The following is a 15551-nucleotide window of genomic DNA, read 5'->3' as shown; positions in this document are numbered from 1 at the left end:
GGATCGGGCTCATCTCACTCTCCCTGCTGTCCGTCCAGAAACCAGCCTGCGGCGCCCATGACACCAAGCTGGCCGTGCTCAATCAGTCGTACCGGAACCTGTTGCAGATAGGCGCGCATCACGCCCTTGTTGAAGAAGCGCGCCGTGAACGTGCTGGCCTGCAGGAACGGCTGGATCTGCGGCAGGATGCCGCCGGCCAGGTAAACCCCGCCGCGCGCGCCGTACAGCAGCACCAGATCGCCGACGAAGCTGCCGAGCAAGCCGCAAAACACCTGCAGTGCCTCCACCGCGGCGGCATCGTTGCCGGCCAGTGCCGCACCGGTGATCTCGGCCGGCGTCAACAGCCGCGCCGGACAGGCGCGCAACTCGCACAACGCGCCATAGAGCTTGAGCAGGCCAGGTCCGGACAGCGCATCCTCGAACGACACGTATGGGCGTCCGCGCCCGAGTACGCGCAGGATCTCGATCTCCCGTTCGGTACCAGGGGCCAGCGATACCTGTCCGGCCTCGGTGGCCAGCACCTGGGCCCGCGGCTTGCCCGGCAACAGCACCGCCGAACCCAGCCCGGTGCCCGGCCCCATCACCAGTACCGGCCCGTTGGCCGCCGGTTGCGTGGCATCGATGATCGAGCGGGTCTCGGCAGCGCCGATGAACTGGGTGGCATAGGCCACCGCCTCGAAATCGTTGATCACCGCCAGCTTCTGGATGCCGAGGCCTTCGCGGATCTCGTGGATCGACACCGGCCAGGGCAGGTTCTCGTTGACGATCGCGTCGTCCAGCACATAGCCGGCACAGGCGATCGCGCAGTGACGAAGATTTCCGCGCATCGCGGCATGCGGTGTACCGGCCAACTGGCCGACAAAGTCCTGCAGCATCGCCGCAAGGCCCGACCAGTCGGCACAGCTGTAGCGGTGGTAGTGCAGCACGCTGATCGGGCGGCGGCCATCGACGCTACCTGCAACCAGTCCGATGCGCGCATGCGTGCCGCCGACATCGGCGGCCAGGAACGGTTCGCCGGAAACCGGCGCATTCGCCTGAGCCGTCGCCGACGACTTCGCTGCATGACGCTGGTTGGCGACTTCCCCCACTTCGTGCTCTCCCCGTGACCTGCATGGCCTGACCGCGCAGCGATGGATTGCCTGCGACCGGCATTGGCCTGATTCCGGTGGAGTCTGTCGACAAAATGACAACGTTGTCAACTAGGGCGCTGAAAATTTCTTGCCCGCTCGATACGGCAGCGCAGCACAGCTGCCCGGACACTCCAAGAAATCACTTTAACAAGCCCATAAAATGGCTTGCCATATGGCATCTCATCAGGTTATTGCGGAACCGGACAGCCATTCTGCAGCGCCGCACATGCAGCCCGATATGGCCTTCTTTACGGCTCGGCCAAGGCGTCAGAGGCCCTACCTTGGCAGGGTGCGTATTGACAACGTTGCACTTTCCGGCGATTAAGGAGACATTCCGGCTGTCGCGGTCGCTCGACCGACGCCCGCACGACCGACCCTCGGGGGAGCAATTCATGGCAATAACGCAGGTGGCGACACCGTCTGACCGCACGAACATGGGGCCGATGATGATCATCGGCGTGCTGTTCTTCATCTTCGGTTTCGTGACCTGGTTGAACGGGCCGCTGATCACCTTCGTCAAGCTGGCGTTCCAGGTGCAGGACGCCTATGCGTTCCTGGTGCCGTTCGCGTTCTACATTTCCTATTTCGTGTTCTCGCTGCCCGCCTCGATGGTGCTGCGCCGCACCGGCATGAAGAACGGCATGGCACTGGGCCTGTTCGTGATGGCGATCGGCGCGATGATGTTCGGTCAATTCGCCACCATGCGCGTGTTTTTCGGCGCGCTGACGGGATTGTTCGTGATCGGTGCCGGCTTGTCGTTGCTGCAGACCGCCTCCAACCCGTACATCAGCATCCTGGGGCCGATCGACAGCGCCGCGCAGCGCATCGCGTTCATGGGCATCTGCAACAAGTTCGCCGGCATCCTGGCGCCGCTGCTGATCGGCGCGCTGGTGTTGCACGGCATCGGCGATCTCGACCAGCAGGTGAAGGCCGCCGACCCGGCGACGCGCACCATGCTGCTCGACACTTTCGCCGCCAAGATCCACCTGCCCTACATGATCATGGCCGGCGCACTGGTGCTGCTGGCGGTCTGGGTGGTGCGCTCCTCGCTGCCCGAGATCAAGCCGGCCGGCGCCAACGACGAACGCGCGATCGGCCACAGCGGACGCAGCATCTTCAGCTTTCCGCACCTGTGGCTGGGCGTGCTGTGCCTGTTCCTGTACGTGGGCGTGGAAGTGATGGCGGGCGACGCGATCGGCACCTATGGCCAGGGCTTCGGGTTGCCGCTGGACCAGACCAAGTTCTTCACCGCATTCACGTTGGGCGCAATGCTGTTGGGCTATGTCGTGGGCCTCCTGGTGATCCCGCGCTTCGTCTCGCAACAGCGCTACCTGGCGGTGTCGGCGGTGCTCGGTGTGTTGTTCACGCTCGGCGCCTATATCACCCACGGTTACGCCTCGGTGATGTTCGTCGCCGCACTGGGCTTCGCCAACGCGATGATGTGGCCGGCGATCTTTCCGCTGGCGATCAAGGGGCTCGGCCGGCATACCGAAGCCGCTTCTGCGCTGTTGATCATGGGCATCGTGGGCGGCGCGTTGATTCCGCAGGTATTCGTGCACCTGAAGGAGCACATTGATTTCCAGGTCGCGTTCGCGCTGCTGATGCTGCCGTGCTACCTGTACATCCTGTATTACGGCATGCGCGGCCACCGGGTCGGCCAGGAGCCTGCCGCGTGACGCATGCATTCGCTACGGTCATGACCATACGCTAGGATGTGCGAGGCGCTGTGCGCGCCCATATTTCCGATACAAGAGGTTTCGCGGGTGCGCAGTGCCACCATCAAGGATGTCGCAGAACGGGCCGGCGTCTCGCTGAAGACGGTTTCGCGGGTCATCAACAATGAGCCTTCGGTGCATGCACGCACCCGCGCGAAAGTGCAGCGCGAAATCGACGCGCTCGGCTACCAACCCGATCCTTCCGCACGCAGCCTGCGCAGCACGCGCGCCTACGCGATCGGCCTGGTCTACGACAACCCGAACGCGCATTACGTCATCAACCTGCAGCATGGCGTGCTTTCGGTATGCCGCAGCAGCGGCTTCGGCCTGCAGATTCACCCCTGCGATTCGTCCTCGCCGAAGCTTGCCGACGAGTTGTGCGAACTGGTGCGCCGCTCGCGCCTGGCCGGCCTGGTGCTGGCGCCGCCGATGTCGGAGCAGGTGGAACTGATCCGCACGCTCAGCGAAGCGAAGATCCCGTTCATGCGTATCATCTCGGCGCGCCGGGACCCGCAGGACGGTTACCCCTGCGTCTACGTCGACGATCGCGATGCGGCCTATGCGATCACCGAGCACCTGATCCAGCTCGGTCATCAGCGCATCGGTTTTCTATGGGGCGGTCGCGAGCACCGCTCCAGTCCCGAGCGCTATCAGGGTTACGAGGATGCATTGAAGGATTATGGCATCGCGCTCGATCGCAAGCTGATCGTGCCCGGCGACTACACCTTCGACGACGGTTTCCGCGGCGCGCGCAAGCTGCTGGCGCTGAAGGATCGGCCCAGCGCGATCTTCGGCTCGAATGACGAGATCGCTGCCGGCGTGCTGGCGGCGGCACATTCCGACGGCATCAACGTGCCGTATGACCTGTCGATCGCCGGTTTCGAGGACAGCCCGTTCTCCAAGCAGTCGTGGCCCGCGCTGACCACCGCGCGGCAGGCCACCGAGGAGATCGCCCGCCACGCCGCGCAGCGATTGATCGACGACCTGCAGCGCGAAGCCAACGGCGAGCCGATCAGCCATGCCAATGAAGGCTTCAGCCCGGAACTGGTAGTGCGCGGATCGACCGCACCGCGGCACAATCCGCCGGCCAAACGCTGAGCGAATGGCGGCGCGCCACACGTCAGGCACTCATGTAGCGACCAGTCCTGTCGCCATGGGGAATCCGAGACTCTTCATGCCGTCATCCCAGCGAAGGCTGGAATGACGGGCAAAGACTTATTCAGGTCATCCTCAACCCATTTCGCCATTTCAGAGCGATGACCGGCTTCGCTGTCGTGACGCACCTCCAGCCTGCGCCGGGATGAGGACAAACGCGTGGGCCCCCGTGCAAGTCCCGAGGAGCCGCCGAAGCGAGTTATCGCCACTCCGGATACCTTCAACGCTTGACGTTGTCGGTCTGCTCGATGAAGCGGGCCACGTTGTCGTGCAACTGTTTCAAGGACGCCTCGTGCGCATACACCATGTGGCCGGACGGATACCACGAGTAGCTGATGTTGCTCTCGAGGCTGGCCGGGATCGGCAGGTGGTGCATCTCGTAGTCGGCGGCGAAGAACGGCGTGGCCAGATCGTAATAGCCGCCGTTCAAGTACACCTTGAGGTTGGGGTTGGTCTTCATCGCGGTGGCCAGGTCCGGCATCACGTTGGTCGAGGACTGCAGTGCCTCGCCCTGCACGCCCGGCGCCTTGTGCGCGAAATCCCAGTGATCGATGTCGGCAAACTCGCGGTACTGCTGGCCGTCGCCGAACTTCAGGTCGCGCCGCACGTAGTCGTTGAACGCGGCGATATAGGCCGAGCCGATCGCCGAGGACTGCGGGTCGTAGTCGGACTCCTTGCTCAGCGGATCGATCGACGGCCCCGCAAAGCGGCTGTCCAGCCGGCCGGTGGTGGTGTCCTCGCCGGTCTGCAGCTCGTGTTCGAACATGCCGCCGCTGACCCGCAGGTTCGCCTTCAGCAGATAGGCCACCGACAGGCCGGTGTACTGGTGCAGCTTCTCCGCCACCGCCTGCTTCTGCGTATCGCTGAGCCGCGAGCCGGCCATCAGCGCCTGCGTGTAATCACCCAGCGCGTACTGCTTCACCTCATCGAGGAACGGCTCCAGCGCCGCCGGCTGCTGCGGCAGCTTGTGGTGGTAGAACGCAGTGGCGGCGAACGTCGGCAAGGCCAGTTCGTACGGCAGGTCGATGCCCGGATTGAATTCGGGGCCGTCGATGCTGGTGTCGAAATTGAGGATCTGCGAGAGCAGGATCACGCCGTTGAGATCGACGCTGTTCTCGTTCTCCAGGATGTTCGCCAGCACCGCCGAGCGGGTGGTGCCGTAGCTTTCTCCAAACAGGTATTTCGGCGAATTCCAGCGACCGTACTTCGACAGGAACTGGGTGATGAACTGGGCGAACGCGTGACCGTCGCCGTCGACGCCGTAGATCGCCTTGCGCCGGTCCTTCATCTGCTCGTCGCGCTTGGACTTGTCGGCATCGTCCGCGATCAGCCGGCTGAAGCCGGCGCCCGGTGCGTCGATGAACACCACGTCGGAAGCATCCAGCAGGCTGTAGTCGTTGTTGACCAGGCCATACGGCGCGGCCGGCGTATGCGTGTCGTCGGCGGTCACCACCCGCTTCGGCCCGAACGCACCCATGTGCAGCCACACCGTGGCCGAGCCGGGGCCGCCGTTGTAGATGAAGGTGACCGGCCGCTTGGTGGCTTCCGCACCCTTCTTGAAATAGGCGACGTAGAACATGCTGACCTGCGGCTCGTTCTCTTTGTCGCCGCTGCCGTGCAGTACCAGCGTGCCGGCCACGGCCTTGTAGTCGATGCGATGTCCTTCCACCGACACCGAGCCCTCGCTGCTCGACGATTGCGGCTGCAGCAGGGCGGCATCCGGCTTCGTTTCAGGCTTGGCCTTGTCGTCCTTCTTGTCGTCCGGGCCGGCGATGGCGACCGCGCTGAGCAGCAAGGCAGCCAGGGCTGCCGCGAGGGGGAGTTTGCGCATCGGGAGATTTCCTTGAACCAGCGATGCGGATGCATCGGGATGCCACCAGTCTAGGTCGCAGCGCAGGTGGTTTCAGATGCCGGAAGTCATTGTCGACGGCACCACGTCTGGCGCATGTTTTTGCGGATCGCGCGTGCCTCAGTCAGCGCGAAACCGGCTTCAACGCCTCGTGACCCAGCCACGCCATCGCGGCCACCACCATCGCCTGGGTGCCATGGTCGAGGGTGGGCTCGAGCACCGGCGCGTAATACTTGGAGTGGTTGACCGGGATGTCTTCGGCGATGCGGCCGGCCTTGGCCGCCTGCGCATACAGCTCGGGATCGGTGCCACCCAGACCCCAGAAGGTGTATGGCGTGCCCAACGCATCGGGCAGGTGGCTGAAGTCCTCGCTGGCAGTCAGCCGGCCCAGGTCGAACACCCAGTCCACGCCAAAATGTTGCTGGAACGCGGCGGTGACCACGGCGGTGACTTCGGCATCGTTCTCGGTCAGCGGGTACTGGTCGTAGTAGGCGAACTCCGGCGGTTGCGGCGAACCCGACGCCACGCACTCGGCGTTCACCATGCGCTCGATCGCGGCAATGATCCTGCTGCGCACGTTGCGGTCATAGGTGCGCAGATTGAGCAGCAGGTCGGCGCGGTCGGCGATGATGTTGCTCTTGCTGCCGGCGCGGTTGCTGCCGATGGTCAGCACGCCGAATTCGCCCGGCTGCGTCTCGCGCGAGACGATGGTCTGCAGGCGCACCACGATCAACGCCGCCAGCACCACGGGATCGACGCTGCTTTGCGGCATCGAGCCATGCGCACCCTTGCCGTGAAGCGTGATGTGGATGCTGTCGCCGGCCGACAGCACCGCACCGATCCGGGTGCCGAGCCGGCCCGCCGGGAACGCCAGCACATGCTGCGCCAAGGCGACATCGGGCTTGGGAATCAGTCGGGCGAGCCCATCGTCGACCATCGCCTTGGCACCGCCGGCGACTTCCTCGGCCGGCTGGAACAACACGATATAGGTACCGCTCCAGGCGTCGCGATGCCCAGCCAGCAGTTCGGCCGCGCCCAACAGGCAGGTGACGTGCACGTCATGGCCGCAGGCATGACTGACACCGACCGTATTGCCGCCGGCGTCGGTGGCCTGCACCGTCGAGGCGTATGGCAGGCCGGTCGCCTCGGTCACTGGCAGCGCATCCATGTCGGCGCGGGCGAGCAGGGTTGCACCGGCACCATTGCGCAGGATGCCCACCACGCCGGTCTTGCCGATGCCGCCATGCACCTCGTAGCCGAAGGCCTGCAGCTTTTCCGCCACCAGGCGTGCGGTTTCCGCCTCCTGGAAACTCAGCTCGGGATGGGCATGCAGGTGCTTGTAGAAATCCTCCTGCCAGGCCGACGTCGCCTGCTGGCTGGCCAGGATCGTGGTGATCGAGGACATGCGGCATCTCGGTGCGCGGTACGCGCGAAGCACAACGGCGTCCAGCATGCGCCGGTGCGACCGCCACCGGCAAGTACCGGGCCGCCGCTCAGCCGCCCGCAATCAGCACGATGGCCGCCAACGCAAGCAGCACGCCGCCAAGATTCAGCCGGCTCAGGCGTTCGCGGAACAACAGCAAGCCGACCAGCGCGCCCAGCGCCACCACGCCGAGATTCATGCTGGCGAACACCAGCGCCGGATGCTGCGGCAATGCCCGATGACCGCGCAGGTAGAACAGGATGTTGGCGAAGTTGCACAGGCCAAGCAGCACGCCGCCAAACAGGCTGCGCAGCGTGAAACGGGCGCGCCCCAGCGCCACGCGCCCGAGCTGCAGGGCGAATGCCACCAGCAGCGATAGTGCAAACATCACCTGCAGCGAGGTTCCCAGCGGCACGCCGGCCGCGGCAACCCGCTTGAGCAGGACGTCGATCGTGCCGAAGCCGGCAAACACCAGCAGCGGATAAAGCCATCCGGCCGCCGCATCGCGCTGCGTGCCGCGTTCGTGGCGCCAGACCATCGCGCCCAGGGCGAGCAGTCCCAGCGCGACACCCAGCCCCTTGGCCAGCGTCAGCGTCTCACCAAACCACAGGAACGCCGCCAGCAGCGACAGCAGCAACGACAGCCGCTGCGCCGCATCGCTGCGCACGATGCCGGCATGCCGCACCGAGGCGCCCAGCACCAGAAAGATCGTCGGCAGCAACACGCCCAGCCCGGCCAGGGCGAACCATGGCGCACCCGGCTCGCGCATGCTCGCCAGCGAAGGTTGCAGCAGCAGCGCGGTGAGCGCACTGGCCACGACGTAGTTCCAGGCGATCGCCTGGCCCACATCGACTTCGAAACGCCGCGCCAGCTTCAGCAGCACCGACACCAGCACGCTGCAGATGACACTCAGCAATACGTAGATCACCCCGACACTCCCGTCATGCGTCGGTCACCCGCGCAGATTCTTGACCAACATGAACACGGCGACGGCAATGATCGCCAGCGCGAAGACCACGTGCAGCGTGCCGCGCGTTTTCGCCAGCCGATGTGCGCCCAGCGCCCCGAGCCAGCCGCCAAGGATGCCGCCAGCGATGAAGCCGGCTGCCGCACGCCAGTCGACCAGGCCCGAGGCAGCGTAGTTGAGTGCCGTGGTGGTGGCGAACGCGCCCACCGAAAACAGCGACGTGCCGATCGCCTCGATGATCGCCATGCCGCTGGCGAATATCAGTCCCGGCACGATCAGGAAGCCGCCGCCGATGCCGAAGAAGCCGGACAGGCCGCCCGCGGCGAAACCCACCGCTCCCAGCCGCGGAAACAGGTGCGGTCGTGGATAGCGATCCGCACCGCCACCGCGTCGGCCGCGCAGCATCAAGGCCGCGACCACCAGCATCAGCACGGCAAACAGCACCAGCAGGCGCTGCCCATCGACCAGCTTGCCGAAGCTCGAACCGACGAAAGCACCGGTCACCCCGGTCGCGGCGAACATGAAGGCCGCCTTCCAGCGCACGTGGCCGGCACGCGCGTGCGGGATCAGGTTCGCGAACGCATTCGCCGCCACGGCCACCGCGCTGGTGCCGATCGCCAGGTGCGGATCGCGCACGCCGACCACGTACAGCAGCAGCGGCGTGGCCAGGATCGAACCGCCGCCACCGATCAGCGCCAGCGAGAAACCGACCAGCAAGCCGCAGAGGATCGCCAGCAGGTCGGCCAAGGTAACCAGATCATTCATGGATGTTCCCGGATGGAGGCGCGGTTCAGTCGTTGCTGCAGAACTGCTCGAACAAGGTGGTCATCAAGGCCTGCACACGCTCGTCGCTGATCCGGTAGTAGATCGTCTGCGCCTCGCGTCGAGCGCTGACTACGCCGTCGCGTCGCAGCAGCGACAGATGCTGCGACACCACGCTTTGCGCCAGCTCCAGCGACTGCGCCAGCGCGCCGACCGAGCGCTCGCCCTGCACCAGCTGGCACAGCAGCAGCAGGCGGTTGTGACTGGCCATCGCCTTGAGCACGGCGACCGCCTCGTCGGCGTGTTGATGCATCTGTCCGGCGGACAGGTTTCGGGTGAGCTTGCCCGCTTGTGCGTTGCGCTTGCCGGTCGCGCTCATCGCCCGCGGCCATCGGTGGACAGCCGCGGGCGAAGCGCCGCGAGGTCATAGCCGGCCGCATGGGCGATCTGCAGAATGGCATCGGCCGGGCCATGGGCCTGCAGCGCCCACAGCATGGCCGAGCGCGTTCCGGTGCGGCAGAACGCCAACGTCGGTCGGGGCAACGCGTCGAGCGCAGCGGCGAAATCCTGTACTTGCGCATCGGACAACTGGCCGGACACCACCGGGATATGCCGATAGACCAGCCCGGCCTTTCGCGCTGCCGCTTCCAGCCATGCGCTGGCAGGCTGGCCCGCCGCTTCGCCATCAGGCCGATTGTTGATGACGCTGCGAAAACCCTGCGCGGCCAGTGTCGCGATGTCGGCGACATCGATCTGCGCGGCGACGCTGAGCTGGTCGGCTAGCGGATGGATCTGCACACGGGTTCTCCTCGGTGATGAAGCGCGCGGCTGGCTCGGATCGCGTCTTTCAGATTGCGTCCAGCGGAATCTTCAGATAACGCACGCCGTTGTCCTCGGCCGGTGGCAACTGGCCGGCGCGCATGTTCACCTGCACCGCGGGCAGGATCAGCTGCGGCATCGACAAGGTGGCATCACGTTGCGTGCGCATCGCCACGAACTCGGCTTCGTCCACGCCGCCACGCACATGGATATTGTTCTGGCGTTCCGCCGCCACGCTGGTTTCATGGGCGAACACATCGCGCCCGGCAGGTTTGTAGTCGTGGCACACGAAGATCCGGGTGTCATCGGGCAACGCAAAGATTCTCTGGATCGAGCGGTACAAGCAGCCGGCATCGCCGCCGGGGAAGTCGCAGCGGGCGGTGCCGTAGTCGGGCATGAACAGCGTGTCGCCGACGAAGGCCGCGTCGCCGACCAGATGGGTCATGCACGCTGGCGTATGGCCCGGCGTGTGGATGGCCGTCGCCTCGATGCTGCCGACCATGTAGCGTTCGCCGTCGCTGAACAGGTGGTCGAACTGGCTGCCGTCGCGCCGGAATTCGTCACCCGCATTGAACAGCTTGCCGAAGGTGTCCTGCACCGTGCGGATGTGCTCGCCGATGCCCAGCCTGCCGCCCAGCCTGGCTTGCACATACGGCGCCGCCGACAGATGGTCGGCGTGTACGTGCGTATCGATCACCCACTCCACGACGAGTCTTTCGGATTGCACGAAGGCGATTAGGGCATCGGCCGACGCATGGCGGATACGCCCTGCCGCCGCATCGTAATCGAGCACGCTGTCGAGCACCGCCGCCTTCATCGTGGCCGGATCCCACACCACATAGCTGAAGGTGTGGCTGGACTCGTCGAAGAACGCTTTCACTGCGGGACGTTGCATGGTGTATTCCTCGCGCTTCCGCGGTCAGGCCTTGGTGGCCGGCAAACGGGCGGCCAGCCACCAGCCCGCGAACATGCTGGCGACCAGCACCAGCAGCGCGGGCGCACCGCCGCTCAACGCCGCCAGTGCGGGGCCGGGACAGTAACCGGCCATGCCCCAGCCGATACCGAACAATGCGGCGCCACCGACCAGCCGCACATCGAGGCGGCGGCTCGTGGGCCAGCGGAAACGATCTTCCAGCAGCGGGCGCGGGCGTCGCCGCAACACGCGGTAGCCGAGCGCGGTGATCGGTACCGCGCCGGCCATGACAAAGAGCAGGCGCGGATCCCACTGGCCGAAGATGTCGAGGAATCCCAGCACCACCGCCGGCTGGGTCATGCCGCCGAGGCTGAGGCCGACCCCGAACAACAGTCCGGACAGGAGCGCGACGATAACTTTCATGTCAGAGGCCTCCGAGCCCATGGCGCGACACATAGACCGTGGCCATGCCGCAAGCCATGAAGACCGCCGTGGCCAGCAGCGAACGCGGCGACAAGCGGGCGATGCCGCAAACACCGTGACCGCTGGTGCAACCGCTGCCCATGCCGGTACCGAACCCAACCAGCACGCCGGCCAGCGCCATCCACGGCAACCCCACCTGCGGCAAGCCGATGCCGCTGTCGCCGCGTACCAGCAGAAGCAGCAACGGAGCGAGCAACAGGCCAAGCATGAATGCCAGCCGCCAGGCGCGATCACCGGGATGGTGCTGGATGAGGCCGCCGGCGATGCCGCTGATGCCGGCAATCCGGCCAAGCCCGGCCATCAGCAGCACGGCCGCGCCGCCGATCAGCGCACCGCCGAGTGTTGCGTACACATAAGGGTGCATGGACGTTGCTTCATATATTCGAAGGTATGAATATATTCTGCAACAGTACCACCATGCAAGAGTCTCTTGCACGACATCATCGCAAGCAGTCAAACAACGCTAGTTGGTCCGAACGATTCGACTGCGCAGTCTCTAGGCGATACCCACGGCAAGACGATTTGCAGATGATGCGGCGACGTTGCCCTCACTCACGGCAGCGCACTCAGTCCAAGAAAACGGCGGATGGCGGGCAGCCGCCGCAGCGCCAGCCGTTCCAGCACCAGCACGACCAGCATCGAGAGACCAAGCAGCGGCAGGAACAAGCCGAGCAACACAAGCAGCGCGATGAATCCCGTGGGGTATCGAGCGTATTCATGAGAGGTCGGCGCGCCGAGCGTGCCCGAAGGCCGGCGTCGCCACCACAGGACGGCGGCGCTGATGCACGCCGTGATCAGACCCAAAGCCGTCAAGGCACTAAGGATCTGGTTCAACGGTGGAAACAGCACGCCCTCATGGATGGCTACACCGTAACCGAGCATGCGATCAAGCCAGGGACGCTCGGCAAAGTCGATCCGCCGTATCACCTTTCCGCCGACAGGATCCAGGATCAGGTCGGCGCGTCGAGAGCGGTCGTCGGCATCCGAACGGGCTGTCCAACCGGCATGTTTGAGTGATGGCGGCGCGATGAGTACCGGGGCAGCCAGGTGCTCGGCCTCCACTGCGGGCAACACCCGGTCCAGGGCGGTGTCGTCGATGGCGCCTGGGGATGTCGCCGCCATGCCGTGATGGTTGGCATGTTCATCGGGAGGCGTGTTGGCGGCGGCGATGGCGGTGCGTTCATCCGCGCTGCCGATGGTCCAGTCCTGCACCCTATGGGCGTGCGCCCAATGTTGACGCGCATCGCGCAGGAGCCCGCCCCACGACTTGGCCCAGGGCAAGCCGGAGAACAGCAGGAACAGCGCCAGCATCGACACCCATACCGCGGTGACTGCATGCAGATCACGCCAGAAAACCCGGCCACCCTGCCGCAGCCGTGGGTACAACACCCCTCCGATGCGGCGTCCACGCGGCCACCACAGATAGAGGCCGGTAAGCAGCAAAAGAATGGTCCATGAGGCCGCCAGCTCGACCACCATCGAGCCCGCGCTGCCCAGCATGAGTTCGCCATGCAGGTAGAAAATCACACGCATGAAACGGTCATTGTCACGCACGACATGCAGGACCCGAAGCGAGGACGGATCCACATACACGCGTACGATCTCGCTGCCACGCCCAAGCAGCACCTGTGCTGCGGCCGTCGGCGCCTGCGGAACCCGATAGGCATTGAGCACGGTGCCCGGCACGGCCGCCAGGGCCGCGGCCACCTGGGCTGAAGCCAACTGTCGTGGCGCTTCGGCAACCTGGGCGTAGCGTCGTTCGAGCAACGGTTCGATCTGCGGCTTGAACAGGTAGATCAACCCCGTGCAGGCCAGCCATAGCACGAACGGCAGGCAGAACACGCCCGCGTAAAAGTGCCACCGCCACAGCAGCCGATATGCACCTGCTGAGCTGTTTCGCGGTTCCAGCCCGTGCGCCGAAGGATGTGCGTGTTTCATGCGCGCACCCCCATCGCGGCGACGGTCGGGGTCGGGCAGTCAGGCCGGTCATTCATGGGCATTCCTCGCTTCACGCAGTTCGCCTCAAAGGGTGAGTTTCAGGTCAGCCACGTAGGTACGCTGCTGGAACGGGTGATAGAGGAAATATTTTTCGTTGGTGAGGTTGTCCACGCCCACCGCCAGGCTCAGGTGTTCATCGATCTGATACTGCACTCGCGCATCGAAGACGGTGAACTTGTCGAACGCGCCGAACACGTGCGGCGTGTTGTCCGTGTTGTCCAACGTGGAATATTGCCGCCCGCTGTATCGCCCCGCCAGGGTGAAGGACCACGCTTCGTTCGGGCGATACGTCGCCACCGCGGTGGCCCGCAAGCGCGGCACATATGGCGCGTGTTGGCCCTTGGCCGTCGTGCCGGTCGTGCTGGCGAACGTGTCGTCGGACAAGATGGTGGAATCCACGAAGGTAATGCTGCCGGACAGCTCCAGGCCACGCACCAGCACGTTGTCCTGCTGCGCGGCGAGTTCGACGCCACGGTTGCGCACCTCGCCGACATTGACGACGTAGTTGACCGGCACGGGGTATTGGGACAAGAAGGCGGTTTGTTGGATCAGCGCATCGCGGGTGTTCTCCTGGAACAGCGACAGGCGCACCGAGCCTTGGCCGGTTGAATGCTCGAACGCGAGTTCGCCATCGCGCGAGCGCTCCGGTTTCAAGTTCGGGTTGGGCGACGTGTACGTCGATCCGGTGGAGACCAATTGGTAAAGCTCGCCGACGGTCGGAAAGCGCACGCTCTTGGCCAGCGAGCCGGTGATCAGCCAGTCGGGTGCCACGCTCCATTGCAGGCTGGCCTTGGGCGAAAAGGCGTTGCTCGTTTCAGACGGCTGATGGACTGCGGCCTGGCCGCTGAAATTGAAACCGTCGCTGGCCTTCCACCATTCATAGCGTCCGCCGACGGTGAGCAGCCACGCGGGATCCAGGCGCCAGGCATCCTGCACCCACACCGCATCGGTGGCGGTCTTGCCGCTGCCGGCGGAATAGAGCGTGGTGGTGCTGGGGGGAACCTGCCAATTCGTCAGATTGGTCGTCGTGTTGGCCAGTTCATAGCGGTCGGCATGCGCGCCCGCGGAGACTTCCTGGGCACCGCCATACCCCTGCGGCCGCCACACCCCGCGCAGATCGACGGTGGACCAGTTGGTGCCCGCATAGCTGGCCAGCCGACCATTCGTGGTGACGTCGGTGCCGGTGGTGACGCCGGCCGGATTCCACTGACTGTCCTTGAGGAAGGCGTAATGCGTGATCACCAGTTCGCCGTCGAAATCACCTTTGGTATCGGTTTTCAGTGAGGCAGCCTGCATCAGGTGATGCGCGCTCAGTCCATAGATGCTGCTGGCGAAGCCTGCGGTCTTGCCGTAGGTCGGATTGCCGGCGCCATCGGTCAGGAACGTGTCGGCATTCGATTGCCCGTGGTTGCTCCAGAACCCCGCCATGTAGCTGGCTTGCAGCCAGGGGGTGATGTCGTAACTGAGCTTGCCGTTCAGACCCAGCATCCGGGTGTGGAGCAGGCCTCCGGCGCCCAGCACATTGGCCACCTGGCCTGTTTTATTGCGGGCAGGAATGGCGCCGCTGGTGTTGTTGGGGAAGCCCGCGCCGGTGATGTAGGACAACGGCTGACTGAAACTGTTCAGCGCATTGGCGGAAACGAACCAGCCCCACGGGCCACTTTGTGCACCGGCGGTGACGCTGGTCTGGCTGGTGGAGAAGCGATCGTGCGTGCCGTAGAGATCGAAGTCCTGCACGGCCTCCGTCTGCTTGATCGTGACCTGGGGCTTATCCGGCAGCTTGGTCACGATGCGCATCACGCCACCCATCGAGTTGCCCGAATACGCCGCCGAAAACGGGCCGTAGAGCATGTCGATGTGGTCGATGGTTTCAGGCGAGGCCATGCCCCAGCGCGGTGCCCCCATCGTGTTGTTGTTGGCGATCAACGCCGAGATGGGAATGTCATCGACGTAGACGAGGGTGCGCGCACTCGAATTGACGCCCCAGTTCCGGGTCGCCAGCACGGGCTGGGTGTCCCCGTAGTTGCGCTTGCGGATGAAAATGCTGGGCAGATATTTCGCGGCATCCTCCACGTCCACCGCGTTGACGGTCGCCTGGATTTTTTCCGCGGGAATGGACGCCTGCGTGGCCGGGAAATCCGGCTTTGTTCTTGAACTCGACGGCGCCGATACTTCGACGCCCGCGAGCGTGGTGGGTTTCTGGGCCGTCGATGATGGAGCGTCTTGGGCGTGCGTGATGGACGAGGCAAGCAGGGTCAACGCCAGCGCGACCGGCGCGCGGCGGGAAGAGGAGCAGGACATGGTCGTCAAATCCGGTGAACGTAGGGAGGCAGGTGG

The 15551-nt window shown here is 65.0% G+C and carries 14 protein-coding genes; 2 read left to right on the top strand and 12 right to left on the bottom strand.

Annotated elements, in window-relative coordinates; all coding sequences use genetic code 11:
* Positions 1–14: 14 nt before the first annotated feature.
* On the bottom strand, positions 15–1088 hold the full coding sequence (glk, locus tag B0E46_RS14175; RefSeq protein WP_077556428.1) for a glucokinase: 1074 nt from the start codon (positions 1086–1088) through the stop codon (positions 15–17).
* 434 nt (positions 1089–1522) lie between these two features.
* On the opposite strand from glk, the gene B0E46_RS14170 reads away from it, so the two are divergent.
* Entirely contained in the window at positions 1523–2806 is a 1284-nt protein-coding gene (locus B0E46_RS14170) for a sugar MFS transporter (protein ID WP_077556427.1), read from the top strand.
* An 87-nt stretch (positions 2807–2893) separates the two neighbouring features.
* Positions 2894–3943 (top strand): LacI family DNA-binding transcriptional regulator, encoded by a 1050-nt coding sequence (locus B0E46_RS14165; protein ID WP_077556437.1) that lies wholly within the window; start codon positions 2894–2896, stop codon positions 3941–3943.
* 277 nt (positions 3944–4220) lie between these two features.
* Here B0E46_RS14165 and B0E46_RS14160 read toward each other — a convergent pair whose 3' ends face one another.
* The 11 genes from B0E46_RS14160 to B0E46_RS14110 form a co-directional block, all read right to left on the bottom strand.
* Positions 4221–5831, bottom strand: coding sequence for a peptidase S10 (locus B0E46_RS14160; RefSeq protein ID WP_077556426.1), 1611 nt, complete (start codon positions 5829–5831; stop codon positions 4221–4223).
* 142 nt (positions 5832–5973) lie between these two features.
* Complete coding sequence (locus tag B0E46_RS14155) at positions 5974–7254, bottom strand: M20 family metallopeptidase (protein WP_077556425.1); 1281 nt, start codon at positions 7252–7254, stop codon at positions 5974–5976.
* A gap of 88 nt (positions 7255–7342) precedes the next feature.
* A complete protein-coding gene (locus B0E46_RS14150) occupies positions 7343–8200 on the bottom strand; it encodes a hypothetical protein (RefSeq protein WP_077556424.1) in 858 nt (285 codons plus the stop codon).
* Positions 8201–8224: 24 nt separating this feature from the next.
* On the bottom strand, positions 8225–9004 hold the full coding sequence (locus tag B0E46_RS14145; protein WP_077556423.1) for a sulfite exporter TauE/SafE family protein: 780 nt from the start codon (positions 9002–9004) through the stop codon (positions 8225–8227).
* Between the two features lie 25 nt (positions 9005–9029).
* Positions 9030–9380, bottom strand: a complete 351-nt coding sequence (locus B0E46_RS14140; RefSeq protein WP_254425174.1) for a metalloregulator ArsR/SmtB family transcription factor — start codon at positions 9378–9380, stop codon at positions 9030–9032.
* Positions 9377–9799 carry a TIGR01244 family sulfur transferase gene (locus tag B0E46_RS14135; RefSeq protein ID WP_077556422.1) on the bottom strand — a complete coding sequence of 141 codons (423 nt, stop codon included), beginning with the start codon at positions 9797–9799 and terminating at the stop codon, positions 9377–9379. Before B0E46_RS14135 ends, B0E46_RS14140 begins: the two co-directional genes overlap by 4 nt.
* Before the next feature lie 49 nt (positions 9800–9848).
* Positions 9849–10715, bottom strand: a complete 867-nt coding sequence (locus B0E46_RS14130; RefSeq protein ID WP_077556421.1) for an MBL fold metallo-hydrolase — start codon at positions 10713–10715, stop codon at positions 9849–9851.
* Between the two features lie 24 nt (positions 10716–10739).
* Positions 10740–11156: a DUF6691 family protein gene (locus tag B0E46_RS14125; protein WP_077556420.1), complete on the bottom strand. Its 417-nt coding sequence runs from the start codon at positions 11154–11156 to the stop codon at positions 10740–10742.
* 1 nt (position 11157) lies between these two features.
* On the bottom strand, positions 11158–11580 hold the full coding sequence (locus B0E46_RS14120; RefSeq protein ID WP_077556419.1) for a YeeE/YedE family protein: 423 nt from the start codon (positions 11578–11580) through the stop codon (positions 11158–11160).
* A 188-nt stretch (positions 11581–11768) separates the two neighbouring features.
* Positions 11769–13154 (bottom strand): PepSY domain-containing protein, encoded by a 1386-nt coding sequence (locus B0E46_RS14115; RefSeq protein WP_077556418.1) that lies wholly within the window; start codon positions 13152–13154, stop codon positions 11769–11771.
* Between the two features lie 84 nt (positions 13155–13238).
* Positions 13239–15515, bottom strand: a complete 2277-nt coding sequence (locus tag B0E46_RS14110) for a TonB-dependent receptor (protein WP_077556417.1) — start codon at positions 15513–15515, stop codon at positions 13239–13241.
* Positions 15516–15551: the final 36 nt, after the last annotated feature.

It is taken from the genome of Rhodanobacter sp. B04, assembly GCF_002001125.1.
Taxonomy (GTDB): domain Bacteria; phylum Pseudomonadota; class Gammaproteobacteria; order Xanthomonadales; family Rhodanobacteraceae; genus Rhodanobacter.
This window is presented reverse-complemented; position numbering and strand designations above follow the sequence as displayed.

Coding starts and splice junctions, on each gene's coding strand:
- B0E46_RS14170 (WP_077556427.1), top strand. CDS start 1,523: ATGGCAATAACGCAGGTGGCGACACCGTCTGACCGCACGAACATGGGG.
- B0E46_RS14160 (WP_077556426.1), bottom strand. CDS start 5,831: ATGCGCAAACTCCCCCTCGCGGCAGCCCTGGCTGCCTTGCTGCTCAGC.
- B0E46_RS14155 (WP_077556425.1), bottom strand. CDS start 7,254: ATGTCCTCGATCACCACGATCCTGGCCAGCCAGCAGGCGACGTCGGCC.
- B0E46_RS14145 (WP_077556423.1), bottom strand. CDS start 9,004: ATGAATGATCTGGTTACCTTGGCCGACCTGCTGGCGATCCTCTGCGGC.
- B0E46_RS14140 (WP_254425174.1), bottom strand. CDS start 9,380: ATGAGCGCGACCGGCAAGCGCAACGCACAAGCGGGCAAGCTCACCCGA.
- B0E46_RS14130 (WP_077556421.1), bottom strand. CDS start 10,715: ATGCAACGTCCCGCAGTGAAAGCGTTCTTCGACGAGTCCAGCCACACC.
- B0E46_RS14125 (WP_077556420.1), bottom strand. CDS start 11,156: ATGAAAGTTATCGTCGCGCTCCTGTCCGGACTGTTGTTCGGGGTCGGC.
- B0E46_RS14120 (WP_077556419.1), bottom strand. CDS start 11,580: ATGCACCCTTATGTGTACGCAACACTCGGCGGTGCGCTGATCGGCGGC.
- B0E46_RS14115 (WP_077556418.1), bottom strand. CDS start 13,154: ATGAAACACGCACATCCTTCGGCGCACGGGCTGGAACCGCGAAACAGC.
- B0E46_RS14110 (WP_077556417.1), bottom strand. CDS start 15,515: ATGTCCTGCTCCTCTTCCCGCCGCGCGCCGGTCGCGCTGGCGTTGACC.